The sequence below is a fragment of the Pseudarthrobacter sp. alpha12b genome (assembly GCF_054130495.1).
Genome location: NZ_CP196746.1, coordinates 135,354 through 161,745 on the forward strand (window position 1 = coordinate 135,354; position 26,392 = coordinate 161,745).

General features: G+C 67.2%; 21 protein-coding genes. 8 read left to right on the forward strand and 13 right to left on the reverse strand.

Annotated features, from left to right (window positions below; all coding sequences use genetic code 11):
• Positions 1–267 precede the first annotated feature (267 nt).
• From ACTAQI_RS00615 to ACTAQI_RS00635, 5 genes are all read right to left on the reverse strand, one after another.
• Entirely contained in the window at positions 268–570 is a 303-nt protein-coding gene (locus ACTAQI_RS00615; RefSeq protein WP_457948810.1) for a YciI-like protein, read from the reverse strand.
• A 59-nt stretch (positions 571–629) separates the two neighbouring features.
• Entirely contained in the window at positions 630–1,403 is a 774-nt protein-coding gene (locus ACTAQI_RS00620) for a DeoR/GlpR family DNA-binding transcription regulator (RefSeq protein ID WP_457948812.1), read from the reverse strand.
• Positions 1,404–1,539: 136 nt separating this feature from the next.
• Positions 1,540–2,544: a 4-hydroxythreonine-4-phosphate dehydrogenase PdxA gene (gene pdxA / locus ACTAQI_RS00625; RefSeq protein ID WP_457948814.1), complete on the reverse strand. Its 1,005-nt coding sequence runs from the start codon at positions 2,542–2,544 to the stop codon at positions 1,540–1,542.
• Positions 2,544–3,746 (reverse strand): four-carbon acid sugar kinase family protein, encoded by a 1,203-nt coding sequence (locus ACTAQI_RS00630; RefSeq protein WP_457948815.1) that lies wholly within the window; start codon positions 3,744–3,746, stop codon positions 2,544–2,546. The genes pdxA and ACTAQI_RS00630 overlap by 1 nt, the downstream gene beginning before the upstream one ends.
• Complete coding sequence (locus ACTAQI_RS00635; protein WP_457948817.1) at positions 3,743–4,732, reverse strand: 2-keto-3-deoxygluconate permease; 990 nt, start codon at positions 4,730–4,732, stop codon at positions 3,743–3,745. The genes ACTAQI_RS00630 and ACTAQI_RS00635 overlap by 4 nt, the downstream gene beginning before the upstream one ends.
• 695 nt (positions 4,733–5,427) lie before the next feature.
• Here ACTAQI_RS00635 and ACTAQI_RS00640 point away from each other — a divergent pair.
• On the forward strand, positions 5,428–6,270 hold the full coding sequence (locus tag ACTAQI_RS00640; protein ID WP_457948818.1) for an esterase/lipase family protein: 843 nt from the start codon (positions 5,428–5,430) through the stop codon (positions 6,268–6,270).
• Positions 6,271–6,369: 99 nt separating this feature from the next.
• Here the strand turns inward: ACTAQI_RS00640 and ACTAQI_RS00645 are convergent, their stop codons facing one another.
• Positions 6,370–7,590: an MFS transporter gene (locus ACTAQI_RS00645; protein ID WP_457948820.1), complete on the reverse strand. Its 1,221-nt coding sequence runs from the start codon at positions 7,588–7,590 to the stop codon at positions 6,370–6,372.
• Positions 7,591–7,811: 221 nt separating this feature from the next.
• On the opposite strand from ACTAQI_RS00645, the gene ACTAQI_RS00650 reads away from it, so the two are divergent.
• From ACTAQI_RS00650 to ACTAQI_RS00660, 3 genes are all read left to right on the forward strand, one after another.
• On the forward strand, positions 7,812–9,095 hold the full coding sequence (locus tag ACTAQI_RS00650) for a S8 family serine peptidase (RefSeq protein WP_457948821.1): 1,284 nt from the start codon (positions 7,812–7,814) through the stop codon (positions 9,093–9,095).
• Between the two features lie 73 nt (positions 9,096–9,168).
• Positions 9,169–10,170, forward strand: coding sequence for a hypothetical protein (locus ACTAQI_RS00655; RefSeq protein ID WP_457948823.1), 1,002 nt, complete (start codon positions 9,169–9,171; stop codon positions 10,168–10,170).
• Positions 10,171–10,267: 97 nt separating this feature from the next.
• Positions 10,268–11,527, forward strand: a complete 1,260-nt coding sequence (locus tag ACTAQI_RS00660) for a S8 family serine peptidase (RefSeq protein ID WP_457948825.1) — start codon at positions 10,268–10,270, stop codon at positions 11,525–11,527.
• Positions 11,528–11,539: 12 nt separating this feature from the next.
• Here the strand turns inward: ACTAQI_RS00660 and ACTAQI_RS00665 are convergent, their stop codons facing one another.
• Positions 11,540–13,777, reverse strand: a complete 2,238-nt coding sequence (locus ACTAQI_RS00665) for a PKD domain-containing protein (protein WP_457948827.1) — start codon at positions 13,775–13,777, stop codon at positions 11,540–11,542.
• Between the two features lie 171 nt (positions 13,778–13,948).
• Positions 13,949–15,538 carry an alkaline phosphatase D family protein gene (locus ACTAQI_RS00670; RefSeq protein WP_457948828.1) on the reverse strand — a complete coding sequence of 530 codons (1,590 nt, stop codon included), beginning with the start codon at positions 15,536–15,538 and terminating at the stop codon, positions 13,949–13,951.
• Positions 15,539–15,728: 190 nt separating this feature from the next.
• Between ACTAQI_RS00670 and ACTAQI_RS00675 the strand changes: the two genes are divergently transcribed.
• Positions 15,729–16,508: an SDR family oxidoreductase gene (locus ACTAQI_RS00675; protein ID WP_457948830.1), complete on the forward strand. Its 780-nt coding sequence runs from the start codon at positions 15,729–15,731 to the stop codon at positions 16,506–16,508.
• A 16-nt stretch (positions 16,509–16,524) separates the two neighbouring features.
• Here ACTAQI_RS00675 and ACTAQI_RS00680 read toward each other — a convergent pair whose 3' ends face one another.
• Positions 16,525–18,516 carry a S8 family serine peptidase gene (locus tag ACTAQI_RS00680; RefSeq protein WP_457948832.1) on the reverse strand — a complete coding sequence of 664 codons (1,992 nt, stop codon included), beginning with the start codon at positions 18,514–18,516 and terminating at the stop codon, positions 16,525–16,527.
• A 332-nt stretch (positions 18,517–18,848) separates the two neighbouring features.
• Positions 18,849–20,141 (reverse strand): GAF domain-containing protein, encoded by a 1,293-nt coding sequence (locus tag ACTAQI_RS00685; protein ID WP_457948833.1) that lies wholly within the window; start codon positions 20,139–20,141, stop codon positions 18,849–18,851.
• A gap of 165 nt (positions 20,142–20,306) precedes the next feature.
• On the opposite strand from ACTAQI_RS00685, the gene ACTAQI_RS00690 reads away from it, so the two are divergent.
• Positions 20,307–22,106 carry an NAD(P)-binding domain-containing protein gene (locus ACTAQI_RS00690; RefSeq protein ID WP_457948835.1) on the forward strand — a complete coding sequence of 600 codons (1,800 nt, stop codon included), beginning with the start codon at positions 20,307–20,309 and terminating at the stop codon, positions 22,104–22,106.
• Positions 22,107–22,123: 17 nt separating this feature from the next.
• Here the strand turns inward: ACTAQI_RS00690 and ACTAQI_RS00695 are convergent, their stop codons facing one another.
• Complete coding sequence (locus tag ACTAQI_RS00695) at positions 22,124–22,708, reverse strand: TetR/AcrR family transcriptional regulator (RefSeq protein WP_457948837.1); 585 nt, start codon at positions 22,706–22,708, stop codon at positions 22,124–22,126.
• Positions 22,709–22,780: 72 nt separating this feature from the next.
• On the opposite strand from ACTAQI_RS00695, the gene ACTAQI_RS00700 reads away from it, so the two are divergent.
• Positions 22,781–23,719 carry a hypothetical protein gene (locus ACTAQI_RS00700; protein ID WP_457948838.1) on the forward strand — a complete coding sequence of 313 codons (939 nt, stop codon included), beginning with the start codon at positions 22,781–22,783 and terminating at the stop codon, positions 23,717–23,719.
• A gap of 99 nt (positions 23,720–23,818) precedes the next feature.
• Positions 23,819–24,874 carry a 2,3-butanediol dehydrogenase gene (locus tag ACTAQI_RS00705; RefSeq protein ID WP_457948839.1) on the forward strand — a complete coding sequence of 352 codons (1,056 nt, stop codon included), beginning with the start codon at positions 23,819–23,821 and terminating at the stop codon, positions 24,872–24,874.
• A gap of 56 nt (positions 24,875–24,930) precedes the next feature.
• On the opposite strand, the gene ACTAQI_RS00710 is transcribed toward ACTAQI_RS00705, so the two are convergent.
• Both ACTAQI_RS00710 and ACTAQI_RS00715 read right to left on the reverse strand, forming a co-directional pair.
• Positions 24,931–25,218, reverse strand: coding sequence for a hypothetical protein (locus ACTAQI_RS00710; RefSeq protein ID WP_457948840.1), 288 nt, complete (start codon positions 25,216–25,218; stop codon positions 24,931–24,933).
• Positions 25,219–25,226: 8 nt separating this feature from the next.
• Positions 25,227–26,348: a C2 family cysteine protease gene (locus ACTAQI_RS00715; protein WP_457948841.1), complete on the reverse strand. Its 1,122-nt coding sequence runs from the start codon at positions 26,346–26,348 to the stop codon at positions 25,227–25,229.
• Positions 26,349–26,392 lie beyond the last annotated feature (44 nt).

Sequence of the window (26,392 nt, forward strand, 5' to 3'; positions counted from 1 at the left end):
CCCTGCAACTGCAACTGCAACTGCAACTGCAACTGCGGCTGCAACTGCGGCTGCTCGCATCACCGCCGTCGCGCATTAGAGCCCCAGCCGGAAGACCCTACAGCAAGACGTCGTCGCCGGGAGCGGGCAAAACCACCGTGGCACGGCTCCTGGCCGAGATGTACCGAGGCCTACGGGCTGGCCCCGGAGGACGGCCGGATGGACTTCGGCCCCGAGGCGCCCAGCATGAGTACAGGCTGGAGCGACGGCTGTCAGGGGCAGGCGCCCTCAGGGGTGAACGGGTGTGGCGGCTTCTTTTCCGAGCACCGTGGTCCAAGGGCTGGCGTTCCATGAGGTCACGACGCCATGGAGGACGTAGGGGTCTGCGGCTGCGAAAGCTTTGGCTGCCTCGAGTGGGTTCTCGCCGGTGAAGATCAGCAACCCTTTGAAGGGTCCTTCGCCGATTGCCCCGCCCAGCAGAAGCTCACCCCGTTCGACTGCCTCCCACCCCGCCCGGAGGTGGTCTGCGCGGTATTGTTCGCGGCTTTCGAGGTAGTTGTCTGCGTAGGCGTATTCAAGCACGGCGTGCATGGGCGTTTCCTTTTCCACTCGGGTTTCGATCGTTGTAGGAGCAGCGTACCCACCGGGACTCAGCCGGAAACCGGTGCCACCTCAACCTGGACCCCGGCGTCCCGGAACTTCTGCACCTGGGCGGGGTCGGCGCCGTCGTCCGTCACCAGGGTCCACGGCAAAGCCAGCCGGGCCCACGCATGGAACGGCCGCAGGCCCAGCTTGGAGGAGTCGGCCAGCACGTAAACGTCCCGGCCGCGCCGGGCCATGAGTTCCTTTAGCCGGGTCTGGGCGTGGTCGGCTTCGCAGATGCCGTCCTCGGCGGTGACGGCGTCGGCGCCCAGGAACACCCGGTCGAAGCTCATCCGTTCCAGCGCCGCCTCGGCCAGCGGTCCCACAAAACTCTGCGACAGGCTCCGCAGCCGGCCGCCCAGGCAGTCCACCTCGATGCCCTCGGACTCGGCCAGTTCCTGCATGGTGTTGATACCCGGCGTGGTGACCGACAGCTTCTCGAACCCGCGCAGCTCGTGGGCCAGGGCACCCACGGTGGAGCCGGCGTCGAGCAGGATGTTCTCCCCGGGCCGGATCACGGACGCCGCCCAGCGGGCGATCGCATGCTTCTGCTCGAACGCCTCGCCGGTGCGCTGCCGCAGCGACGCTTCCGGGTGCGCGCCCAGCGCCATGGCCCCGCCGTAGGTGCGGGCCAGCCGGCCCTGACCGTTCAGCAGCGCCAGGTCCCGGCGGATGGTGGAGGCGGTCACTTCGAACCGGGCGGAGAGTTCCTCCACGGAGGCCAGGCCGGTGGTCACCGCAAGGTGGTAGATCTCCTCGCGCCGCGCGTTTGCGCTCAGCATTCCCGGTCTCCTTCCCGTGGGCATAGCGGTGGCAGTGGTACCCATGCTAGTTCCGGCCCCGGCAAGTCCCGCCGCCGGAAGTCAGCACAACGGCCGGTCAGCAATCCTACGCTGACCGGCCGTTTCTTCCGTGCGGCTACAGAGCCTCTTCGCGTGCCGGCGCCAGGTCCACTGCCTGCCGCAGCGCCTCTAGCAGCGACTCGTGGTCGGCGATGTTCTTGCCTGCGATGTCGAAGGCCGTGCCGTGGTCCACGGACGTCCGCACCACGGGCAGGCCCACGGTGATGTTCACGCCGTTCTCCAGGCCCAGGACCTTGACGGGGCCGTGGCCCTGGTCGTGGTACTGGGCCACCACCAGGTCGAAGTCGCCGCGGCCGGCCAGGAAGAACAGGGTGTCCGCCGGGAGCGGGCCGAACGCGTTGATGCCGTCCGCCTGGGCCTTCTCGATGCCCGGCTGGATCTTCTCCGCTTCCTCGCCATAGCCGAACAGCCCGTTCTCGCCGGCATGCGGGTTGATGGCGCACACCGCGATCCGCGGGTTCTCGATCCCGGAGGCGCGCAGCAGTTCATAGCCGCGCTTGATGGTCCGGTACACCAGGTCGCCGTTGATCTTGGCGATCGCATCGATCAGGCCGATGTGGGTGGTCACGTGGATGACACGCATCTTGGGCGCGGTCAGCATCATGGACACTTCCTCGGTGCCGGTCAGCTCGGCCAGGAGCTCCGTGTGGCCGGGGAACTTGTGGCCGGCGGCGTGCAGTGCTGCCTTGTTCAGCGGCCCGGTGCAGATGGCGTCCACCTGCCGGTCCATGGCCAGCTGGACGGCCTTCTCGATGAAGAGGTAGGAACCGTGCCCGGCAGCGGCGGACAGCTCGCCCCACGCCAGGTCCTCCGGGATGCAGTCGATGTCCAGCACGTCGATGGTGCCCTCCTCGAACAGGGCCTCGGACGGCTCCGACACCTTGCGCAGGGTCAGCGGGCTGGCGACGACGTCCGCGGCGAGCTGCAGCCGGCGAAGATCGCCGATGACCAGCATCCGCGCCTTTGACCGGAGCTCCGCGTCAGCAAGGGCCTTGACGATGATTTCCGGGCCAATGCCGGCCGCATCGCCCATGGTGATGGCAACAATCGGGCGTCCCATTATTTGATACTCATTTCAGTCGTGGTGCCAGTAAGAAATCGTGTGGTCCGGGCCAGCGTGCCGGCGTCCCCGAACGCGCCGGCCTTGGTGACCAGCAGGGGGAGTGGCTCCGGCAGCAGGCTGATGACGACGCCGGGTTCAATCTCCCCGAGGACGGTGAAGCTGCCGGCGCCGAGGGCTTTCAGGACAGCCGTTGCCGTTTCGCCGCCGGTGAGGACCAGGGCGTCGCAGTGCCCGATGCCGGCGGCGGTGGCGCGGGCCAAAGCCTCAGCCACCACAAGGGCCTGGGACTTGTCCACGGCGCCCATCGGGTCCGGCGTCAGCACGACGTCCGTCAGGGCCATCGCCTGGGCAACCAGGTCCGGAACGGCGGTGCCGTCCAGGGTGGCATGGTCCAGGGTGATGTGTTCGGCGCCGGCCGCCACCAGCGCATCGGTCTGCCGCCGCGCGAGCCCCGAGTAGCTGCCGATCACCGTGAGGGTCCGGCTGACACGCCGTGGCTGCGCATTCCGCGCAGCCGCCCCCTTTTCGCGGGGTGCGATGTGCCCTGCCAGGCCGCCGGAACCGACCAGGAGCACCGGAAATTCCAGCAGGTCCGCAGCGGCCGCGACGGCCTTGAGGTCGGCGTCGGAAGCAGCGTCCAGTACGACGGCGTCAATCCCGCGGTCCTGCACGTCCCTCAGGTGCCGCGCCAGTTCCTCCGGCGTGCGTCCGCTGGTGCCGGCCACTTCGGCGGTGAGGCCGCCGGCGGCAAGCGCCGCCGCGACGTCGCCGTCGAAGTTTCCTGCCGTGTGGGGGACACCGTTGACGTGGACGACGCCGCCCTGGGTGGTCCGTCCCGTGCCGGGGAACGCCGGAGCCACCACCGCCAGGCCCTTGCCGCGGCCCTGCGTCAGCCGCGCCAAGGTTGCCGCAACTTCCACGCCCACGTTGCCTCGCAGCAGCGAATCAATCTTCTTGAAGACCCGCCGGTGCTGACGCAGAGACTGGTCTACCGTCGTCGTGACCGCCCTGGCTGCTTCCGCCGGCGCCAGGTAACGGCTCTCCGTGTTGATCGAAAGGATCCGGGCTTCAGGCCACGTGCTGTCGACGTCGAGGACGACGGAGCTGCTGTGCGTGGGCCCGTAGGCTGCGGCCGCATCCGCCGCTCCCGTCAGGTCGTCGGCGATGATCGCCCAGCGCATGGCTGCGGTGGTGTTCATACTGCTCGGGACACCTCAGGAGTTTGCACAGGCTGCTTTGCTTTCAGGCGCTTAGCGTACCAAGCGACCATGAGGGGGCAGCCGATGGCGGTGACCACCACGGAGGCGGCCACCAGCACGGTGGCGGGTCCGGCTGCGGGAGCGTAGGCCGGGTTGGCCGCAGCCACCAGCATGGGAACGGTGGCTGCGTTGCCGGCGGTGGTGGCTGCCGCAAGGCCGGCAATGCCGGAGCCTCCGGTCAGCTTGTCCGCGAAGAAGAGCACGGCGCCGCCGGCGATCAGCACGAACAGGCCGAGCGCCACTCCGAGCAGGCCTGCGTTGACTACCTGTCCCAGGTTCAGGCCGAAGCCAAGCGCGAGGGCGAAGAACGGGATGAGGACGGGGGCCGCGGAGGAGAGGAACTTACGCATGGCCGGGTCCAGGGCGCCGAGGATGGCGCCGAGGAGCAGGGGGATGATGGCGCCCACCAGGGCCTGCCACGGGAAGGCGGACAGGCCGGCGACGCCGAGGGTAACCATGGTCAGGAAGGGGCCGGATTCCAGGGTCATGACGGAGTAGGCGGCCACGTCCTTGGGCTTGCCGTACTGGCCCATGAGGGCCATGTACATGCCGCCGTTGGTGTCATTGAGGGCCGCCAGGATGGCCAGGACCGACAGGCCGGACAGGATTCCGCCGTCGATGGGAAGTTCGCCCAGGAACCGGCCGGCCACGACGCCGATGATGATGGCGAACAGGACCTTGCTGCCGAAGAGGACGCCGCCCTTCTTCAGGATGTACGGGGTGGCCTTGATATCGATGCTCGCGCCCATGCAGACGTAGAACACCGCGAGGATGGTGGTGCCGCCGGTGAAGAGCGCGCCGGTGAAGGAGCCGAAGAATTTGGCCGAATCCGGTGCGAAGGTGCCCAGGACGGCGCCGATGAGCAGGGGGATCAGCATCATGCCGCCAGGGACTTTTTCCATGGTGGCCTTGATGGGGACAGACATGTAGCAACCTCATTGTTGTTGGGGGAGAGGGGCCGAGCACTTGGCTCGAAGCATGATGTAGATCATATGCGCCACTGCGTGTTTAGCGCAACACGATCTGCACGGAACGCGCAGGCGTTGTAATGTCGGGGCCTGGTTCTACATTGATCCCGTGCCAACTCTTCTGATCCGCAGTTCTTCCCCGGCCGCGCAGTTCCCGCCGGCCGTGTCCGCTACGACCTGAACGCTGACCACCTCCTGCTGCACACCTTCCAGGAGGCGCAAGCCTTCGAGGAACTTCGCTCGACGGGACAACTCCTCCCGGACCCCCGGCTGGCCGAACCGTTGCTTGCAACCTTCGGCCGGTGGGACGCCGTGCAGGCGATCACGCACGCCCTCTACGCCGAGGATGTCATCGAGGCTGTGCTGCTGGATCCGCTGTAGGCAGTTGCACGTTCGTGCAAACACGTGTGGTCGGCATGGGCGCCGCGCGGCCACCTTCAAATTGCTACTCACCAGTAACAATACGTGTGCCGTGGGTCACAGTCGCCGCGAAGGCTGGTGCTGGTGAGCGCGGATTTTGGCCGCACGTTCGTGCACTTCCGCTGCGCAGAAGCAGCAACGCTGCCAGCATGGAAAACCCCGGCCGGGGCTGATGGGGCACCAAATACCATCAGTGCCGGCCGCCCCGCAGACAGACGAACAAAGAGGTTTCCATGTCATTCCTTACCCGGGCCCTGTCCATTGCGGCAGCCGCCGTCCTTGCCTCATCCCTGGTGGCGGCCCCCGCCCAAGCCGTCGACATTTCCCCGCCGGGAGCCAACGACTGGTCCTGCAAGCCGTCGGCCGAGCACCCCTACCCTGTGGTCCTGGTTCCTGGAACGTTCGAGAGCATGGAGAAGAACTGGTCCACGCTGTCGCCGAATCTCAAGAGCCAGGGGTACTGCGTCTTCGCCCTCAACTACGGCGAAACGAACGGCGTGTACGCCACGGCGCCGGTCAAAGATTCAGCCAAGCAGCTCGCCCCGTTCGTGGACGCGGTCCGCTCCGCCACCGGCGCCAGGCAGGTGGACCTGGTGGGCCACAGCCAGGGCGGCATGATGCCCCGGTACTACATGGGTTTCCTGGGCGGGGCCAAGTACGTCCATCAGCTCATCGGCATCGCGCCGTCCAACCACGGTACTGAGGGCGTGATCCTTCCGCCGCCGGACCTGGTGCCCACGCCTGACTACACCGCCGCCGGCTGTGCCGCCTGCGCGGACCAGCAGGCAGGATCCCCCTTCATGCAGGAGCTCAACTCCATTGGCGATACAGTCGCAGGTCCGGCCTACACCGTCATCTCCACGATCCACGATGAGGTGGTCATCCCGTACAACAGCCAGTTCCTGAACGGCGCCGCGCGGCAGGTCACCAACATCACCATCCAGGACAAGTGCCCGGCCGACGCCTTCGAACACGACCAGGCGCCGAACGACCCCGTGGTGCACCAGTTGGTGGCCAACGCCCTGGCCCAGGCGTCCGGTCCGGCAGATCCTGCCTACCAGCCCGCCTGCCTCTAGCAGCGACCGCGGAAACACAAAGCAGTACGACGGCGGGCGGCTGGCCTTGAAAGCCAGCCTCCCGCCGTCGTGGTTGTCTGATGCCCCGGGCAACTGGCCTTAGTTGCTGTGCTCCTGCACCGGCTGCGTTGCTGCAATGGCGTGCGGTACGGTCACGAGCGCCACCACGGCGAGGGCGCCGGCGGCGGCGAACGCGTAGAAGCCCCACGGGTAGGCGATGCCGGCGGCAACCAGGCTGCCGGTCACGGCGGGTCCTGCGATCGCGCCCACGCGGCCCACGCCGGCGGCGAAACCCAGGGCGGTGGCCCGCAGGTGGGCCGGGAACAGTTGGCTGACCCAGGCGTAAACGAGCACCTGGGAGCTGAAGACAAACACTCCCGTGACGAAGACGAGGGCGTTGAGCAGGATGGCGTTGTCAACCTTGACGCTGAGGAGGGCAAGGCAGACGGCGGACAGGCCGAACCAGAGCAGCACGATCGGCTTGGTTCCGTGCCGGTCGGCCAGGATGCCGGCGATGATGAGGCCTGCAACGGCGCCAAGGTTCAGCACGAGGAGCAGGGAAATGCCTGCGCTGACGGGATATCCGGCAGATGCCATGAGCTGCGGGAGCCAAGTGTTCAGGCCGTAGACCAGCAGGAGCCCCATGAAGGAAGCGGCAGCGATGGCCGCGGCCACCAAGGGGTACGGCTTCTTCCTCAGGTCGCGGAAACCGGTCTGCTCCTGCTTCCTGGCGTTCCGTTCCGCGGGCAGGGCTTCCGGAAGTTTGAACCAGAGGAAGGGCACGAGGGCCAGGCCTGCGAGGCCTCCCACCACGAACATGGTGCGCCAGTCCGGGATGACCATCAGTGCCAGGAAGGCCGTGGCCACCGCTCCGGCGTGGTAGCCGGTCATGGTCCGGGTGGTCGACTTGCCGGCGGATCCGGCCGGTGCGTAATCGTTCATGTAGGCCAGGGCGGCCGGCAGGCAGGCGCCCAGTCCGAGGCCGGCAAGCAGCCGGAAGGCGCTGAACACGGCTACGTTGGGGGCCCATACGACCGCAATGGTGAAGATGGAAAACCACAGAACGCAGGCAACCAGCAGCTTGCGGTGCCCGAAGCGATCCGACAACGGGGCAATGAAGAGTGCGCCGAGACCCACGCCCACCAGGGAGATTGTGGCGGCCAGGGTTGCACCGACCGCATCGAAGCCAAGTTCGCCGGTCTTGATGAGCGTGGGAATGACGGTGCCAAGCACCACCAGGTCAAAGCCGTCAAGGACCATGGCCAGCCAGCAAAGCCAGACCGGCCAGCGGGACGCGCGGGTGGAAGGAGAAGATGTCATGTAATCCTCATTGATCAGGGAAGTAGGGAGGAGCACGCCGCTCTGCGAGCCCTGTCACCAGGGGGAGTGATCCACGGCATGCTTTCTGATGGGAGGCTACCGTTAAGTTCATTAAACGTACAAATGTTCGACTCGCGAACATTGGGCGGCGAAACTCTTCTTACCAGAGTTGCTTGTGGCAAGGCCTGTTCAGGTGTGGCCTGTGGGGCGCAAGATAAGCCATGAAAAAGATGCTTACCGCAGCCCTGGCTGCGATGGTCCTGGTCCTCAGCGCCGTAACGGCGGCTGCCACGGGGAACGCAGCCGCGCCGTCCTCGCCGTCCTCGCCGTCCTCGCCAGTACCGGGACAAATCCTGGTCAAATTCCGGGACAACAGCGCCGCTGCACGGGTCCTTGGCCAGCATGGGCTCACCGACGGCCCGGCGGTAGGCAGCACCGGCGCCCACCTCATCACAGTGCCGGCGGGCAGTGAACTGCAGCTCGTGGCTGCGCTGGGCCGCAGTTCCGCTGTTGAGTACGCCGAACCGGACGAATTGGTTACCGCCGCCACGGCCGACCCGTACTTCGACCGCCAGTACGCCCTGCAGAACACGGGCCAATCCTTCACGAACACCGACGGAACGGTAACCGTCGCCGCGGGCACCACGGACGCCGATGTGGACGCCGTCGAGGCGTGGAATGTCACCAACGGAACCGGCGTCCGGGTGGCCATCATCGATTCCGGGGTTGCCATCAACCACGAGGACATCTCATCCAAGGTGGTGGACCGGGCAAACTTCAGCGACACCCAGATCCTCGCCCCGGAGGATTACGACCAGTACGGCCACGGCACCCACGTGGCCGGCATCGTGGCGGCCACGGCGGACAACTCCCTGGGCGTGGCAGGTGTGTGCCCGGGCTGCTCCATCCTGGACGCCAAAGTCCTCAACAGCAGCGGGTCCGGCTCTTCCTCGGGCATTGCCAAGGGCATCGACTGGGCCGTCGGCAAGGGTGCCAAGGTCATCAACATGAGCCTCGGCCAGCGGGTGTCGTCACGGACCCTCGAAGCTGCCGTGAACAACGCCTGGAACCAGGGAGTGGTGATCGTAGCCGCGGCCGGCAACGCCGGTACCCAGGCCCAGGTCTACCCGGGCGCCTATCCGAACGTCATCGCAGTAGCAGCAACCGACAACAATGACGCCAAGGCATCCTTCTCCACGTACGGCAAGTGGGTGGACGTCGCTGCCCCGGGGGTCCGGGTCTACTCGACCCTCCCGAACTACACGTCCGTCCTTGGCACCCAGAACAAGCTTTCGCCCGGCTACGACATCCTCAGCGGCACGTCAATGGCCGCACCCATTGCCGCCGCCACTGCCGCGCTTGTGTGGAGCACCCCATCGGGCACGTCAAACGCATCCGTCCGCGCCAAAGTGGAATCTTCGGCTGACCCCATCCCCGGCACGGGTTCCTACTGGGCCCATGGGCGGGTGAACGCCTGCAAAGCAGTGGGCGCAACGGGTTGTTGAGCGTGGCAGGCGCGGGCAGGCCCCGCCGTCGTCCTCCCGCCGTCCGGTCCTGATTTTCGAAGGAGGTAACGGGATGCAGCCAGCGCTCCCTCGTTCCAGACGCTTTCGGCTCGCAGCAGCAACGGCCGTGGGCCTGCTGGTGCTCTGTGCCACGGGCTGCACCGGCACCCCGTCTCCACCGGGCAGCGCGTCACCGGCGCCGGATATCCACATCGCTGCTGTGGGCGACATGAACCCCCCTGGGAATACTGACCCCGACAGCCCATCCGGAAGGAACGGTGCGGCAATCGCCAAGCTGGTCAGGAACAACGATATTGACGCGTTCCTGGGACTCGGGGACTTCCAGTACAGCACCGCATACTGCGAGGACTACGTGAACTTCTGGAAACCGCTGTGGGGCGGCACCCTGCCCAAGATGTACTGGGTATCCGGCCCGAACCACGACTGGCAACCCGGCCGCAACGAAGACCTGGACGACTTCATGAACGGCCAATGCCCTGGATCCGCGGACAAGGCAGCGATCAACGAAGAACGCGGGTTCATCGCGAACGGCCAGCCGTACTCCAGGGATTTCGGGAAGTGGCACTTCGCGTTCCTGCCATCCGCGCTGTGGCGGCACGACACAGCGGACGCCAAGGCCGCGACCGGCTGGCTGGACAAGGATCTTTCTGCTGCGGAGGCGGCGGGCCAGCACCTGGCAGTCGTCTACCACGAGCCGTACTTCACGTCGGAGACGAGCGAGCACCGGCGGACGGCCGCCCAGAAGCCGTGGATTGACGTGATGTGGAAACACCGCGTCCGGCTGACCCTCTCAGGTTCGCAGCACAACTACGAGCGGTCCTGCCCCGTCAACAAGGCAGACAAGTGCGTCGATGAGGGTATGATCGCGTTCCAGGTTTCCACGGGAGGCATAGACCTGCGTCCTTTCACCAGCAGTCCGCAGTACATCGCGAAGCGGTTCAGCGACACCCACGGGTTCCTCCGGCTGACGCTTCATGCCGACGGTTCATTCGACTGGAACTTCGTGGCCACCACGGGGTCAGGGGAGGATTCGGGAACCCGCTCCGCGCCGTGACCACACCTGGTGATCCTGCCCGCGAGGCGCGGCGGAGGCCATCTTTGGGGCTTTTACCCCTAGCCGGACTGCGCGGCGCAGGGCAAAAATAGCCGGCATGAGAAAACTCTTCGCCGCCGGTCTCACGGCAGCCGTCATGGTGCTTGGCCCTGTCCCGCTGGCCCTTCCCGCCACCGCCGCGCACGGTGCGCCCGCCGCGCCGGGGCACATCATCGTCAAGTTCCGCGACGCCGGTGCTGCCGCCAACGTGCTCCACCGGCACGGCCTCGCTGGTGGGTCCAGCATCGGCGGCACGGGCGCCCGGTTGGTCAGCGTTGCCGCGGGTGGCGAAACGCAGCTCATCGACGCACTAAGCCGGGATCCCGCCGTCGAATACGCCGAACCGGACCAGCCGGTGGGTGCCGCCACCTCGGACCAGTATTTCCCCCGGCAGTACGCCCTGCAGAATGACGGCCAGTCGTTCACCAACACCAGCGGCGACATCACCGTGGCCGCGGGCACGCCGGACGCGGACGTGGACGCTGTCGAGGCGTGGAACACCACCACCGGCGGCGGCATCAAGGTCGCGGTGCTGGACTCCGGCGTCGCCAGCGACAACCCTGACATCGCGCCCAAAGTCGTGGCCCGCGCCAACTTCAGCAGCTCGGCCACCAAGGCTGGCGACCCCGTCGCGGAGGACTATTACGGCCACGGCACCCACGTGGCCGGCAACGTTGCCGCCACCGTTAACAACACCATCGGCGTGGCCGGTGTCTGCCCGGGCTGCACCATCCTGGCGGGCAAGGTCCTCAACGACAGCGGAGTCGGGTCCAGCTCCAGCTTGGCAAGCGGCATCGATTGGGCCGTCAGCAGTGGGGCCAAGGTGATCAACATGAGCCTGGGCGTGCGGGCATCGCGGACCCTGGAAACCGCCGTCAACAACGCCTGGAACAAGGGCGTGGTGCTGGTGGCCGCTGCGGGCAACGGCGGCAACCAGACCAAGATTTATCCGGGCGCCTACACCCAGGTGATCGCGGTCGGCGCCACCGACAACAACGATGCCAAGGCATCGTTTTCCACCTACGGCGCCAGCTGGGTGGACATCGCCGCGCCCGGCGTGAACGTCTACTCAACGTTCCCCAACCACCCGTTCGTCCTGGCCACCCAGAACAACCGCTCACAGGGCTACGACGTGGGCAACGGCAGCTCGATGTCCTCGGCCATCGTGGCCGGAGCGGCGGCGCTCGCCTGGAGCTCGCATCCCGGCGCAACGAACACTTCAATCCGCGCCGACGTGGAAACCACCGCCGACAATGTTGCCGGCACCGGCACCTATTGGGCCTACGGCCGGGTGAACGCCAGCAGCGCCGTCAAGTAGCCAGATTGCCCGTCAGCCGGCTGGTTTCAGGGCGGCTTGCCAGGCGGCAACTGCCCGCGCCCCGCTCAGGGTCCAGGTGGCCGTTCCGGCGGCGCCCGCTGTTGTCTGCACCTTGTCGGCGAGTTCAGCAATCTGGCCCCCGGCCGCCTGCCACCGCTGCGTCCAGCCGCCGGGCGCCGACGACACCACTGGGGCTGCGCAGTCACAGCCAACGCCGCCAATCAGCATGGCGCCGTTGCTGGCGGTGGTGACGCCCGGGGCGGTGATGCTGGTGGCGTTGTACGTGCCATCCACGGCTGTGGCCACCGGCGCATCCAGGGGCGTTGTGTTGTTCACGCCCCGGTAGCCGGTTATGCCGCCGCCCCATTTCACGGCGGTGCTGAGGGTCCAGGCATAGCCGGCAGGATCCGCGGCACCCACCACGTGGTAGTACACGAAGACTTTGGCGCCGGAGGTGGCGGAGCTGTTGATGCCCAGGCCGTTGACCAGCGGCGTCCAGCCCGCGGGTGCCGATGCCACGGTGGGGTTCAGGTCCGCGGTGATGGAGGCGACCAGGACATCGCCGGCGGCGGTGCCGGCAGGCGCGTTCAGGGTGACGGTGGAAGCGGCTGTTCCCGAGTAGGTGGTTGCGGAGCCGGCGACGGTCACTCCTGTGGCCGGCGGCGGTGCCGTGGCCGGATTGACAGTGATGGCTGTGCTGGCTGAGCTGGATCCGGCGCTGTTGGAGGCGGTGAGCTTGGCGGTGTAGGTGCCGGCTGCCCCGTAGCTGTGGGCGGGGTTCTGCGCAGTGGAGGTACCGCCGTCGCCGAAGTCCCAGGCCCAGGATGTAGGCGTGCCGGTGGAGGTGTCAGTGAAGGCGACATTCAGCGGCGCCGTTCCCGCCGTGGGGCTCGCCGTGAAGGATGCCGCCGGTGCCGTGGCAGCCGGCCCCAGGGGACGGTCCGAGTACCAGTACCGTTTTGCCACGTTGTCGCTGGCCATGACCACGATGCCGGTGGAGCTGTCCACGCCCTGCTTGGTGGTGGTCACGTCATTCATGTTCGAGGTCGAGGCGTTCTGGATGATTGGGGTCCCGCGTCCGGCACCGAACACCGGGTTATCCATGGCTGACGTCTTTTCGTAGATGCTGCCGGCAGTACCGGAGTACGGGCAGCCGTTGACGGACGTGGGCGGTGCGGTCTGGAAAGCGTGGACCAGGTTGTTCTGGGTATCCAGCACAATCTGCGGTCTGCTGACACAATCGCCGGTGGTGGAAATAGTGGACTGGGTGAAGGATCCCGTGCCGGGTTTGAAGACGAGCAGCAGAAGCTGCGGCAGCGTGGGGTCAGAGGATGTGTCGTTGAGGCTGGTCTTTACTGCGGCGAAAACCCGTCCGCTGGGATCGGCCTGCAGTGATTTCAGGTTCAGGTGGTCGTCTGCCTGGCTGTTGCCCCGGATGGCAGGCTGGAGGTTCCAGGATGATGACGCGGTGGCGGAGGTCCCGTCGGTGCGGGAGGCCCACCAGACGGAACCGGTGAGCTGGTCGCTCCACATCACCCCAATCTTGTTCTTGCTGTAGGACACCACGGCGGAGATGTCATCGGGGGCGGGGTGCGGGTTGGAAACCGGGACGACGAACGGCGCGGCCCAGCTGGTGCCGCCCGGTGCGGAGTTGTTGACGTAGACGGTGTTGGTAAAGCCGCTGGTGCTGTTGCCGGCCACCTGCGTCCACGTGGCCCAGATGGCGCCGGTGCTGTCCTCGTCGATGGTCATCGACTCACTGCTGTTGTTCGTGATGACGGTCGGAAATCCGGCGTCCAGGGTGTACTGGCCGCCCGAGTAGCTGTACCGGAAGAGGTACGCGGCCTGTCCCGCGACGGACGGCTTCGGATTGGCATCTGTGGAGACGGTCACCACGTGGGACGCGATATAGAGATGGCTGCCGTCCCACATGGTGTCTGCCAGGGTGCTGCCGCGGCTGTCATTGACCACGCCCGTGTTCACCCAGGTGGCGGTGGGACGGTCCAGCCGGTAGATGCCCCACCCGCTGCCGCTTGTCCACATGTCCGCCCACCAGGAGCCGTCATTCCACCACAGCTTGCTCTGCGGTTTGTCCGAGGTGGGCGGGTTGGCAACGCCCGAGTAGGCGATGCTTTGGGTGCCGTAGACGGGATCGGCCCAGGCCGGGGGAGACGCGACGAGGGCCAGGGCCGCTATCAAGGCCAGGACTACTGCCTGCCGTAACCAACCTGGGTGTACAACGATCTTCATGGCCGGCTCCTGGACGCTGATGCCGCAGTGGCAGCAGATGCTCTTGTTGCTGAGGTCCTAACCGCCGGCCCAGTCTCGACGCAAACCCCAGAGGCTCCAAGAATATGCCTGCGTAACTCGGTGAACAAGAGCATCTGCCGCACCACCCGTGAGCCGGTCCCCGGCGCCAGGTCAGCTGCGCGTCTGCAGCCCCGGGACGCCGTCTCGGATCTCGAAGGAGGCCTTCGTGGAAACCGGTGCACCCGGCGTCGTGACGTGGTCCAGCACCCTGAAGTCAGCCTTGATTGCCTCCCTGGTGATGCGGGTGTTCACGTACCCGCGGTTGTCGTTGTAGAACTTCAGGTGCGGGTTCCATGCCATGGTGGCGTCCGTGGTGGAGCCGGTGCCGTCGCCGGTGGAGGTGATGGAGGTGCACACCAGCTCCGAGCCCACCACGGGGGAGGCGGGGTCCTTGTAGTCCACCTTCACGTCGTTGGCCCAGTGCCGGTGCACGTCACCGGTGAGGACGACGGCGTTGCGCACGTTCGCGTCGATCCATCCCTGGGTGATGCGGCGGCGGGAGGCCGCGTACCCGTCCCAGCCGTCCATGGAAACGTCGTCGATCTCCGGCGCCTTGTTCCGGTCACGTTCGGCGAAGAAGACCTGCTGGCCCAGGATGTCCCACCGCTGGGTGGAGTTCCGGAACCCGTCCAGCAGCCACTTCTCCTGTTCGGCGCCGGTGATGGTCCGGTTCTCGGCCAGCCGTTCGGTGACGTTCTTCTTCCAGCCGTCGCCGGCGAGCTGGTCGTCGCGGTACTGCCGCGTGTCCATCATGTGGAAGTTGGCCAGCTGGCCCCACTGGATGCGCCGGTAGATCTTCATGTCCGGACCGGCGGGCAGCGACGACGGGCGCAGCGGCATGTTCTCGTAGTACGCCTGGAACGCGGCGGCGCGGCGCTGCCGGAAGTGCTCCACGCTGTCGTTCAGCTGGCCGGCGTCGCTGTTCTCCGGGACGTCGTCCGCCCAGTTGTTGTCCACCTCGTGGTCATCCCAGACCACCGCCCAGGGTGCCACCGCGTGTGCTGCTTGCAGGTCGGCGTCGGCCTTGTACTGCGCGTGCCGCTGCCGGTAGGTCTCCAGCGTGACGGTCTCGGGGCCTTCGTGGTCGCGCGGGTTGCCGCCGCCGATCACGTAACTGTCCTTCTTGTACTCGTAGAGGTAGTCGCCAAGGTGGAGCACCAGGTCCGGGTGGTCCTCCGCCAGGCGCCGGTACGCGGTGAAGTAGCCGTGCTCGTACTGCGCGCAGCTGGCGAACGCCATGGCCAGCGCGGCCGGCGTCTCGTGCAGCGCAGGGCTGGTGAGGGTGCGGCCCACCGGGCTGACGTACTTGCCGGTGCGGAACCGGTAGAAGTATTCGCGGCCCGCTTTCAGGCCCCGCAGCTCCACGTGCACCGAGTGCGCGGTTTCGATCCGGGCATGCTCGACGCCGCGGGCTACTACGGTGCGCATGTTGGCGTCTTCAGCCACTTCCCACTGCACGGCCACCGGACGCGACGGCATGCCGCCCAGGCCGTCCTCCGCCACCGGGTTCACAGCCAGCCGGGTCCAGAGGACGAAGCCGTCCGGCCAGGGCTCGCCCGACGCGATGCCGAGCATGAAGGGATCGGTGCGGAGACCGGAGTCGTCCGCGGTGGAAACGGCGACGGCGGCACTCGGCAGTGCGGCGACCAGACCGGCCCCGAGGCCGGCGGAAATAAGGGATCTGCGGGAGATGTTGTCCATGGCTCCCACGCTATTTCCAGCCGTTGTACAGGTTTTGAGGAGGATATGAATGGCTGGTTAACGGCGTGACAAGGGTTGTCGATCAACCGTGATCTGCGCCGGGTGGGGAAGGGGCCTTCCGACTCTGGCGGGGCTGGTGGCTGCCGGGCATTGTTGGTGGCGACCCGTCCGGCCAGGGAAAGAAGTCACCATGCCCCGCACCTCCGTCATTACCGGCTCAGCCTCCGGCATCGGCAAGGCAACCAAGGAACTGCTCGAACAGCGCGGCGAACGAGTCATCGGGGTGGACATCCATGACGCTGAGGTGGTGGCCGACCTTTCCACCGGGGAGGGGCGCGCTGCCCTGGCGGATGCGGTGCGGAAGGTCAGCGGCGGCAGGATCGACGCGATCCACGCCGTGGCCGGCCTCGACTTCCCAACGCCGGCCACCGCTGCCGTGAACTTCTTCGGTGCCGTGGCCACGCTTGAAGGCCTCCGGCCCCTGCTGAAGGGCTCGGACGCACCGCGTGCCGTGGTGGTTTCCTCCATGGCGGCCCTCTTTGCCACGGACGACGAGCTGGTGGCGCTGCTAAGAACTGGTGACGAGCCCGGAGCCATAGCCCGCGCCGAGGTCCTGGCCAGGGAACCCGCCACCGGCGGGCTTATCTACTGTTCCAGCAAGCTCGCACTGTCCCGGTGGGTCCGCCGCCACGCCGCTGCGGACGCGTGGGCCGGCGCCGGGATCCCGCTGAACGCCGTGGCGCCCGGCGTCATTGCCACCCCCATGACAGCTGAGCTGATCGCCACGGAGGAAGCGCGCGCGGCACTGCTCAACCAGGTCCCCATGCCGCTGAACGGCATTGCCGAGGCCGTCGTCGTTGCCCGCCTGCTGGCCTGGCTCAACAGCGTCGAAAACACTCACCTGTGCGGGCAGATTGTCTACGTGGACGGCGGCAGCGACGTTGTCCTGCGCGGGGACTCCATCTGGTGACTGCTGGGCACGCCCCCTAGCTGATGGCTGTCATGACGTTCCAGCCCGGGCCAACGTTGATGCGCCAGCCGAAGAGGCCGTTGCCCTGGCCGGGGTAGGTCCAGAGGGTGCCGTCGGAGTCGCGGGCCACGAGGTCAGGTTTGCCGTCTCCGGTGAGGTCTCCTGCTGCGCTGATGGCGGTCATGACGTTCCAGCCCGGGCCCACGTTGATGCGCCAGCCGAACAGGCCGTTGCCCTGGCCGGGGTAGGTCCAGAGGGTGCCGTCCGTGTCGCGGGCGATGAGGTCAGGTTTGCCGTCTCCGGTGAGGTCTCCTGCTGCGCTGATGGAGGTCATGACGTTCCAGCCGTCGCCGACCTTGATGCGCCAGCCGAACAAGCCGTTCCCGAGGCCCGGGTAGGTCCAGAGGGTGCCGTTGGTGTCACGGGCGATGAGGTCAGGTTTGCCGTCTCCGGTGAGGTCCCCCGCTGCGCTGATGGAGGTCATGACGTTCCAGCCGTCACCCACTTTGATGCGCCAGCCGAACAGGCCGTTCCCGAGGCCCGGGTAGGTCCAGAGGGTGCCGTTGGTGTCACGCGCAACGAGGTCCGGCTGGCCGTCTCCGGTGAGGTCACCTGCCGCGCTGACGGCGGTCATGACGTTCCAGCCGTCACCGACCTTGATGCGCCAGCCGAACAGGCCATTGCCCTGGCCCGGGTAGGTCCACAGGCTCCCGTTGCCGTCCTGTGCCAGGAGATCGGCCTTGCCGTCACTGGTGAAGTCCCTCGCGACCGGCGCCTGCGCCGGAGCCGGTCCCGTGAAGAGCAGGCGGTTGGGGCTGCCCGCCGACACGTTGGTGACGACGCCCTGGGTGGCGGCGGAGGTCAGCTCCGCTGTCACCGCCGCGGGCGTTGCCTGCGGGTTCCGCGACAGGGCAAGCGCGGCAGCACCCGCAGCATGCGGCGACGCCATGGAGGTGCCGCTCAAGGTGGCTACCGACGTGGCGGAGGTGTCCCAGTCGGATTGGATCCCCACCCCCGGGGCGTACAGGTCGACGCAGCTTCCGTAGTTCGAAAACCCTGCCTGCCGGTCCGAGGAATCGCTGGCGGCGACGGTCAGTGCCTCGGGTACCCGTGCAGGAGAGGTGGTGCAGGCGTCCACAGCGGAGTTTCCGGCAGCCACCACGGCTGTGACGCCGTCATTGATGATTCCCCGGATGGCATCATCCAGCGTGGTGCTGGTGGGGCCGCCAATGCTGAGGTTGGCCACTGCCGGCGTGCCGGCGGCGTGCTGGGATGCGATCCAGTCAAGTCCCGCGATGACGTCGGAGTCATATCCAGAACCGTCGCAGCCGAGGGCCCGCACCGGGACCACTGTGGCGGCCTTGGCCACCCCATACGTCTTCCCGGCGATGATTCCGGCAACGTGGGTGCCGTGGCCGTTGCAGTCGCTGCTGCCCTTGCCGTCGGCGATGGCAGTCCAGCCCGCGGCCACCCGGCCGCCAAAGTCCGTGTTCTCCGCCAGGACCCCGGTGTCGATGACATAGGCACTGACACCGGCTCCGGTGGACTGGGGCGTGAACGTGCCGGAGAGCGGAAGCGCGCGCTGGTCGATCCTGTCCAGGCCCCAGGGCGGCGACTGCTGGGTGTCGGAAACAGAAACGGGCGAATCCGGCTCAATCAGGGAAATCCGTGGCGAATGTGCCAAGGCAGCCGCCTGTGCCTTGGTGGCTGTGATGGCAGCTCCCTGGACCGCCGCGGAGAACGTCCGTCCGACATGCAGTCCCTGGGACCGAAGCGACCCTGCCTCCTTGGCCACGTCCGCGCCCTTGGTGAACCTGACCAGGTAGCGGCCCTCGTCGCCGCTCAGCGGGCCGGCGGCCTGCCCGCCAGCGCTCACCGCGGGCGAGGGCTGCGGATCAACGGCCACGGTGGAGGTAAAGGCGGTGGCCGGCGGCGCCGCGAGCATGACGGCAGCCACGGCTGCCAGCACCGCACCGGCGGAGCCCCGGAATCGCGTGGGAAATGACATGGTGGCCTCCTAGTGACCGATGCGTCCTGCGGTGAACAAGCCTCGAGCGGTTCCGGGCGCGGCAAAGGAGGCACCAGCTGTTGCGGGCCGGCAACGGGTACAACGGCCGGCAGTAAATTCGGTAGCCCCAGACAATCCCTTATGCTCCCCAGCTTTCGGCGGAAACGACAAACCATTCCCTGGTGCACACTGTCCGTCTTTGCCCGGCAGCCCCGGCTGAGCCCGGAGCACATTCTCAAATACAGGCCTTGGCGTGGGCAGGCGGACGCTGTGCCCCGATTATTTTACAACCCGGCGATCCATCGAGCACCGGGTTGCAATGCCGGGCAGGCTCAACCTGCGGGGCAGGAAGCCCGGAAGGCCACGTACCGCGGATCGCCGCGGCCCACCAGCCGGCCCAGCGCCTCCACGGCGGAGGAGTCGGCGGCGCCCATGTCCGTTGCCAGCCACCGGACCAGCAGGCCCGCGTTCCCGCTGGCCCGCACGGCCGCTCCAACAGCCATATCCAACTGGCCGCGGAGCAACTCCACGGCAAGGGCAAGCGACCGGCTCAACAGGGGAGCCCGGTACGCCTCGAGCGCTTCCGCAACCAGGCCCTCACGCAGCAGCCGCAGCACCCGCCCCGAATCGGAGGCGCCGGCCAGGCCTGCGGCGAGCCGGTACGGGTTCGATTCCACGGACCCGCCCAGCATCGATCGGACCCGGAACATCTCCGTGCGGATGGACTGCGGCGTCCCCGCGTCGCCGTGCAGCTCATACGCCAGCTCCTCGGCGCTCCACCCCTGGGACCGGGAATCCAGCAGTGCCAGGATCTCCGCCCGGCGCAGCGTCAGCGGCGTCCGGCTGCCATCGGCAAACACCGCTGCAGGCTTGTCGCCAAGCAGTTCCAGCGACTCCACGCCAGCACCTGACCGATCATCTTGGTGCGCACGACGCCGGGTCGCACCTCCGGGAGACGGCCCGCCCAAGGAGGTCCCGGCGTCGGACGTTCCCAGCAAAGCCTCCGCCACCCGCACGGCGCACCGCACCATCCGCAGGGTGTCCGCGCTGATGGTATCCAGCGGGCCGGAAACATCCAGCACGCCCAGCACCCGCCCAGTTGCCGGGTCCGTGATGGGCGCCGCCGTGCAGGCCCACTCGTGGTGCGTCCGGACCAGGTGTTCGGCGGAAAACAGCTGCACGGGCCCGCCAGTGACCAGGGCCTCGCTGATGGCGTTGGTGCCGATTCCCGCCTCGGACCAGTCTGCTCCCTCGGAGAACTCCAACGTATCGGCCCGCCGGAGCACGGCCGGGCTGCCAACGCGCCACAGGATCTCGCCGCTCGCATCGGTGAGCACCAGCAGGTGCCGGCCGGCCCGCGAATCGTCGGCCAGGAGGTCGCGGAGCGCGGGCATCACCTGCTGCAGCCGGTGTTCCTGCCGCAGCTCCAGCACCTCGGACACCTCGTGCAGGTGCCGCGGGCTGTGCTGGTCCGGGCTGATGCCCAGGGCCATTGACCGGTGCCACGAATCAACCAGGCTGGTGGGGATCTCGGGCCGCGGCACACCGGAGATGACCAGCTCGTGTGCGCGCCGCAGCGTCCGTGCGTACCGCGCCGGGTCCGAAAACCTCTGGCCGTAGTCCACCGTTTCCTCCTCGCAGCCGGCTCCCTTGCCGGATCCGTGTAACGCCGCTGTTACCCCCGCCGGGTTCCACTAGTGATGCAGCTCACGTCCGCCCCAGCATATCGCAGGGCCTGCGGCGGGTCGGAGCCCCTGGAGCAGCACATGGAACAGCACAAAGGAGTGAAGATGACCCAAACACCCACCGCTGCCGCACAGGCCTGGCTCGCCGGCCTCGACGGTGCGCTGCAGCGGCGCGACGTGGACGCCGCGCTGGAGCTCTTCGAGGACGAAAGCTACTGGCGGGACTTCGTGGCGTTCACCTGGAACCTCAAAACCCTGGAAGGCAAGGAGGACATCCGCCGCATGCTGGAGGCCACGCTGGACCGCGTGCGGCCGGCCAACTGGGCGCTCGCGGAGGACGCCACCGGGGACGCGGAGCCTGACGGAACCGTGGAAGCCTGGATCACGTTCGAGACCGGCGCCGCCCGCGGCTACGGCCACCTCCGGCTCCGCAACGGCAAATGCTGGACCCTGCTCACCACCATGCAGGAGCTCAAGGGCTTCGAGGAGAAGAAGGGCCCGCGCCGCGAACAGGGCGTTGCCCACGAGATCGTCCGCGGCCGGCGTTCCTGGAAAGAACTCAAGGAGGAGCAGGAAGCCAAGCTCGGCTATGAGGAGCAGCCCTACTGCGTGATCATCGGCGGCGGCCAGGGCGGGATCGGCCTGGCCGCTCGGCTGAAGCGGCTGGGCGTGCCCACCCTCATCATCGAGAAGAACCAGACCCCGGGCGACTCCTGGCGCAACCGCTACAAGTCCCTGCACCTGCACGACCCCGTTTGGTACGACCACCTGCCCTACCTGAAGTTCCCGGACGACTGGCCTGTCTTCGCAGCCAAGGACAAGATCGGCGACTGGCTGGAGCACTACACCCGGATCATGGAGCTGAACTACTGGTCCGGCACCGAGTGCGTTGGCGCGCAGTACGACGACGGCACGCAGGAATGGGCGGTCAGCGTCCTTCGCAACGGCGAACCGGTGACGCTCCGGCCCAAGCAGCTTGTCTTCGCCTTGGGGGTCTCCGGTTACCCGAACATCCCCACGTTCGACGGCGCCGAGTCCTTCCTGGGGGAGCAGCGGCACTCCTCGCAGCACCCCGGCGGCGGGGACTGGACCGGCAGGAAGGCCGTGGTGATCGGCTCCAACAACTCCGCGCACGATATCTGCGCGGACCTCTGGGAGCACGGCGCCGACGTCACCATGGTCCAGCGCTCCTCCACGCACATCGCCCGCAGCGAGTCGCTGATGGACCTGGCGCTGGGGGATCTGTACTCGGAGCGGGCGCTCGCGGCCGGGGTGACCACGGAGAAGGCGGACCTGCTGTTCGCCTCGCTGCCGATGCGCATTCTGCCGGACGCGCAGGTGCCGGTGTACCAGCAGATGGCGTCCCGGGATGCGGAGTTCTATTCGCAGCTGGAGGCTGCCGGGTTCGACCTTGACTTCGGCGTGGACGGGTCCGGGCTGTTCGTGAAGTACCTGCGGCGCGGCTCCGGCTACTACATCGACGTCGGCGCCTCCCAGCTGATCATCGACGGCCGGGTGAAGCTGAAGTCCGGGCAGGTTGCCAAGATCACCGGCAACGCCGTGGTGATGGACGACGGGACGGAGCTGGAGGCCGACCTGATTGTCTACGCCACCGGCTACGGGTCCATGAACGGGTGGCTGGCGGACCTGGTCTCGCCCGAGATCGCGGACCGCGTGGGCAAGTGCTGGGGTTATGGCTCAGACACGCCAAAAGACCCTGGCCCATGGGAGGGGGAGCTGCGCAATATGTGGAAACCAACCAATGTCCCCAACCTCTGGATCCACGGCGGCAACCTGCACCAGAGCCGGCACTACTCGGCCTACCTGGCGCTGCAGCTGAAGGCCCGGATGGAGGGCCTGGAGACGCCCGTCTACGAACTGCAGCCCAGCCACCACATCCGGTAACCCGGTGGGCGAGCCTGCTACGGCTGGTCCGGCAGGCGCGCGATCCCAGTGCTCGCCGCGCGGACAGCATCATCAATCCAGGGCGGGATCGCGTCGCCGATCATCGGGCGGACCAATCCGATGGGCGCTTCCCGGCAGGCGAGCGCAACCAGGGCGAGCCCATGCGGGGTCACCCGCCCATACCGGGCCAGGGTCAGGCGCTTCAGGATGTCAGCGACGGGCGCATTGAGGTCTGCCAAGTCAGGCAGCATTTCTGCCGGCGGATTCTCCATGAGGTCCTTGTACCGGTACACGGTCATCATCCGGGCGTCCAGCGGGTGGTCCCGGCAGAAGCGCGGGATCAGCAGCGCCGTTTCAACGATGGCCTGGACCGGGTCCCTTATCTCGACCAGCTGGAGCTCATGGTGGAAGCGCTTGATTGACCGGAGCCAGGCCGAGACGAAGAGTGCGTCACGGGACCGGAACCGGTGGTAGATCGAACCGGAGGGCGCGCCCAGCCTGGCCGTCACATGAGCCACGGTGGCCGAACGCCAATGCTCATGGACGGCCAGCAGGGCGGCATCGAGGATTTCTTCACGGGAATAGGAGACGGGTCTAGGCATTGCCCTCATGCTATGCCATTCTGGAGACCATCATCTAGAGAACGATCTCCATAACGCTTGGGGGAGCAGACAATGACGATTAGAAGACGCTGGCAGGTCGCAGCCTTCTGGATGCTGGCAGTGGCAGTGACGCCCTACCTCCTGATCAAGGTCGCCTGGCTGGCCGGCTCGGACTTTGGCATGAAACCGGGATCGGGCCTGGGCTATATGGACACCACCCGCTTCTTCACCGGCAACATCATCACCACCGCCATGGACGTCGTGGCCGTGGTCCTCGGGCTGGCGCTGATTCAACCTTGGGGGCGGCGCGTCCCCGCCTGGATGGTCTTCATCGTCGCGGGCGCCGCAACAGGGCTGCTGGCCCCGATCCTCCTGGGGCTCCCGCTGGGCAGCCTTCTGCAGTTGGCCGTTGAAGGCGTGCTCACCTCCGGCGGCGAGGGAAACCTTGAGGGCTGGACGTTTGCGATCATCTACGGCGGGTTTGGCCTAATGGCCCTCGCGCTGGCGGTTCTTCTGGTGCTGTATGCCGAGGACCGGTGGGGCACGCTTCTTGCCGCCGGAATACGCCCTCCCCGTCACGGCTGGGTGACGGTCATTGCCGGGATCGGCATGCTCTTTTTTGCCGCAGCGATGCTTTGTTGGGGCATTTTCGGGCCGGGAGCAACTGGGCCGCTCGGCATGGACTCGATCGCCCAACGCACGGTCCTCGTCGTCACCGGCGTCGCCGCCCTGGCAGGTTTTCTGGCGCCACCCCTCCTTGGGGGATCGGCATCGCGGGCCCGCGTCGGGGCACTCATCACGTGGGTCGGCTGCGCCACCGCCGCGCTGCAGGGGCCCGCAGGTCTCCTGCTGGCGCACGACGGCGCCGTGAGGCTGCTGGGCGTGGTGGTGGCCGCCGTCGGTACCACTGCCGCGGTGCTTTATGGAGTCAGCGTGCTGGCCGGCACCCGGCGCGCCGCGACCACCACTGCCCACAAGGCGCAGTCCAAGGTCCCTACCGGGCCGGCATAACCGGTGGGACGATGTGCGCCTGCGGCCCGGCCCGGCCCGGTCCGGCGCAGGGGCTGCGGGCTTCGAAGACCATCATGTTCACCGAACGAAAGGACCATCATGAAGGCAGCACGTTTCCACGCCCGCAAGGACATCCGGATCGAGGACATCCCGGAGCCGGAACTCCGCGCCGGGGCGGTGAAGATCGACGTCGCGTGGTGCGGCATCTGCGGCACCGATCTCCACGAGTACCTGGAAGGGCCCATCTTCGTCCCCGCGCCCGGGCATCCGCACCCCCTTACCCACGAGGAGCCACCGGTGACCCTGGGGCACGAATTCTCCGGGACTGTCTCTGAAGTCGGCGAAGGAGTGACGGGTCTCGCGGTGGGGGACAACGTCGTCGTCGAACCCTATTTTGTGGACGGCGACTGCGACATGTGCCAGGCGGGCAGCTACCACATGTGCCGGCAACTGGGCTTTATTGGGCTGGCAGGCGGCGGTGGAGGGCTGAGCGAGAAAATCGTGGTGGACGCGCGGTGGGTGCATCCCGTCGGGGACATTCCGCTGGATGAGGCGGCGCTGATCGAGCCGCTGTCCGTGGCGCACCACGCCGTCGCCCGCAGCGGCGCAAAAGCCGGCGACGTTGCCCTGGTAGGCGGCTCCGGGCCGATCGGGCTGCTCACCGCCGCGGTCCTGAAGGGCATGGGCGTGACCACGATCATCAGCGAACTCACCAAGGCGCGCAAGGAAAAGGCCACCTCCAGCGGGGTGGCGGACCATGTGCTGGATCCCAGCAAGGAGGACGTCCCGTCCCGGGTGCGGGAACTCACCGGGGGCACCGGTGCTGATGTCGCGTTCGAATGCGCGGGCGTGAACGCGGTGCTGGACACCATGCTCGACGCCGTCCGGCCCGGGGCCGTGGTGGTCAACGTGTCCATCTGGGGCGCGCCCGCCACCGTTGACATGCAGAAGCTGGTCCTCAAGGAGATCGACCTGCGCGGCACCATCGCCTACGTCCGCGACCACCCCGCCGTCATCAGGATGGTCCAGGAGGGCAAGGTGGACCTCAAGCCGTTCATCACCGGCCGGATCGCGCTGGAGGACCTGGTGGAGCAGGGCTTCGACACCCTCATCAACCACAAGGACACGGCAGTGAAGGTGCTGGTGCATCCGTAGGCGTACGGGGGCTGCGGACTGAACTGGCGTCGCCAGCCCGCAGCCTTCCCGCTGCCTCAGTTGGCCGGGCCGTCCTCGCTGGCCGGGCCCTCCGCGTAGGCCAGGTCCGCCGACGCCTCGTGGTGGCCGTCGGCAGGCCGGATGGCGTCGAACCGCAGGGTCCCGGCTCCGGGCAGCCCCACCGACTGGCCCTCGCGGAAGGCCTGCTTGACTTCCTGCCCGGAGGTGCGGATCCAAACCTGGATGGCGGGGGCGCCGCCGGAAACGCCGATCTTGACGATTCCTACCAGGACGCCGCTGAAGCCGGGCTGCATGCCCTGTCTGACTGTTAAACGCTGTTCCACGGCCATCCTCACTTCACGTCCACGGAGTACACCGAGTCGAAGTTCTCCTTGTACTGGTCTTCAGTCAATTCCAGGGTGCCCGACTTGGGATCGCTGTCGCCCTCCATGCGACCGCCGGCCGGCCCCCACGGATTGGCCAGGACCACCACCTTTTCACCGTCGCCGTTGGTTTTCACACCAGTGACAATGTAGGCATGGTTGGGGACCACATCGGTACGGTTGACCTCGGCAGGCTCCCAAAACCAGTCGAAGTCGTCGTCCTTGACGCCTTCGCTGCCCACGGAAACGGCTTGGCCGCTGTTGAGTTTGTCCTCGATGGCCTGGAGGTCCAGTTCTCCATCCCTGTTTGATGACTTTCCTGTCATGAGCCCCATGGCGTCGTCGCTGAAACCACCGTCGATGTCCTCGTAGGAGCCGCCCCGCTGTTCAGCCGCTGCGCGTTCGTAGATAGACAGCCAGTTTGGCGCGCCGTCGCCGCCCCGGACGCCACCCTCGGTGGATTTTGCCTCAACGGTTACTTCAACGGGTTTACCGTCCTGGTACAGGGTCACCACCCAATGCGTGGGCGGATCGCCCACGGGCCGCAGGTGCTCGGCCAGGAACTCATCAACCTTGCCTTCGCGCTCGAGCATCTGGGCAACTGAACCTATCCCGGCCAGGAGCCAGCAGTCGCCAATTTGTCCTTGCCTGATGTCGGCGGGATTCCCGGCGTCAGGGTCCTTGCGGACGTCACCCGGCACAGGCACGTCGGGAAGGTGCGGGTCCAGCGGTCCGGGATCTCCCGGCGGGTTTGAGTCCGGACTCCCGGACCGATCGGGTCCGCCCTTCCCGCCGCGGGCGGAGCCGTCGGCACTGGCGCCGGCACTGCCGCTGGCTTGGGCCTGCTGGTCCGCATTGAGGGCCAGTTGCCGTGCCTGGCTCCGCAGTTCAGCGGCGACGCGGTTCAAGGCGGGCCGGTGTTCCCTGTCCCAGGCGGCCCGAAACCGCGTGGCGTCGCGCCCGTCCCACGGCGCGCGGGCCAGCAGCTGCCCCAGTTCCCCATACAGCGCGGTCATCCTGTCTGACTGCTGCGACATTGATTTAGCGAGCGCCCGCAACTGGTCAATGTCCGCCCCGTAGAATCCAGGCATCTGTCCGTCCCCCTTGTTTCGACGCTAAGCCAGCGTCATCCTAT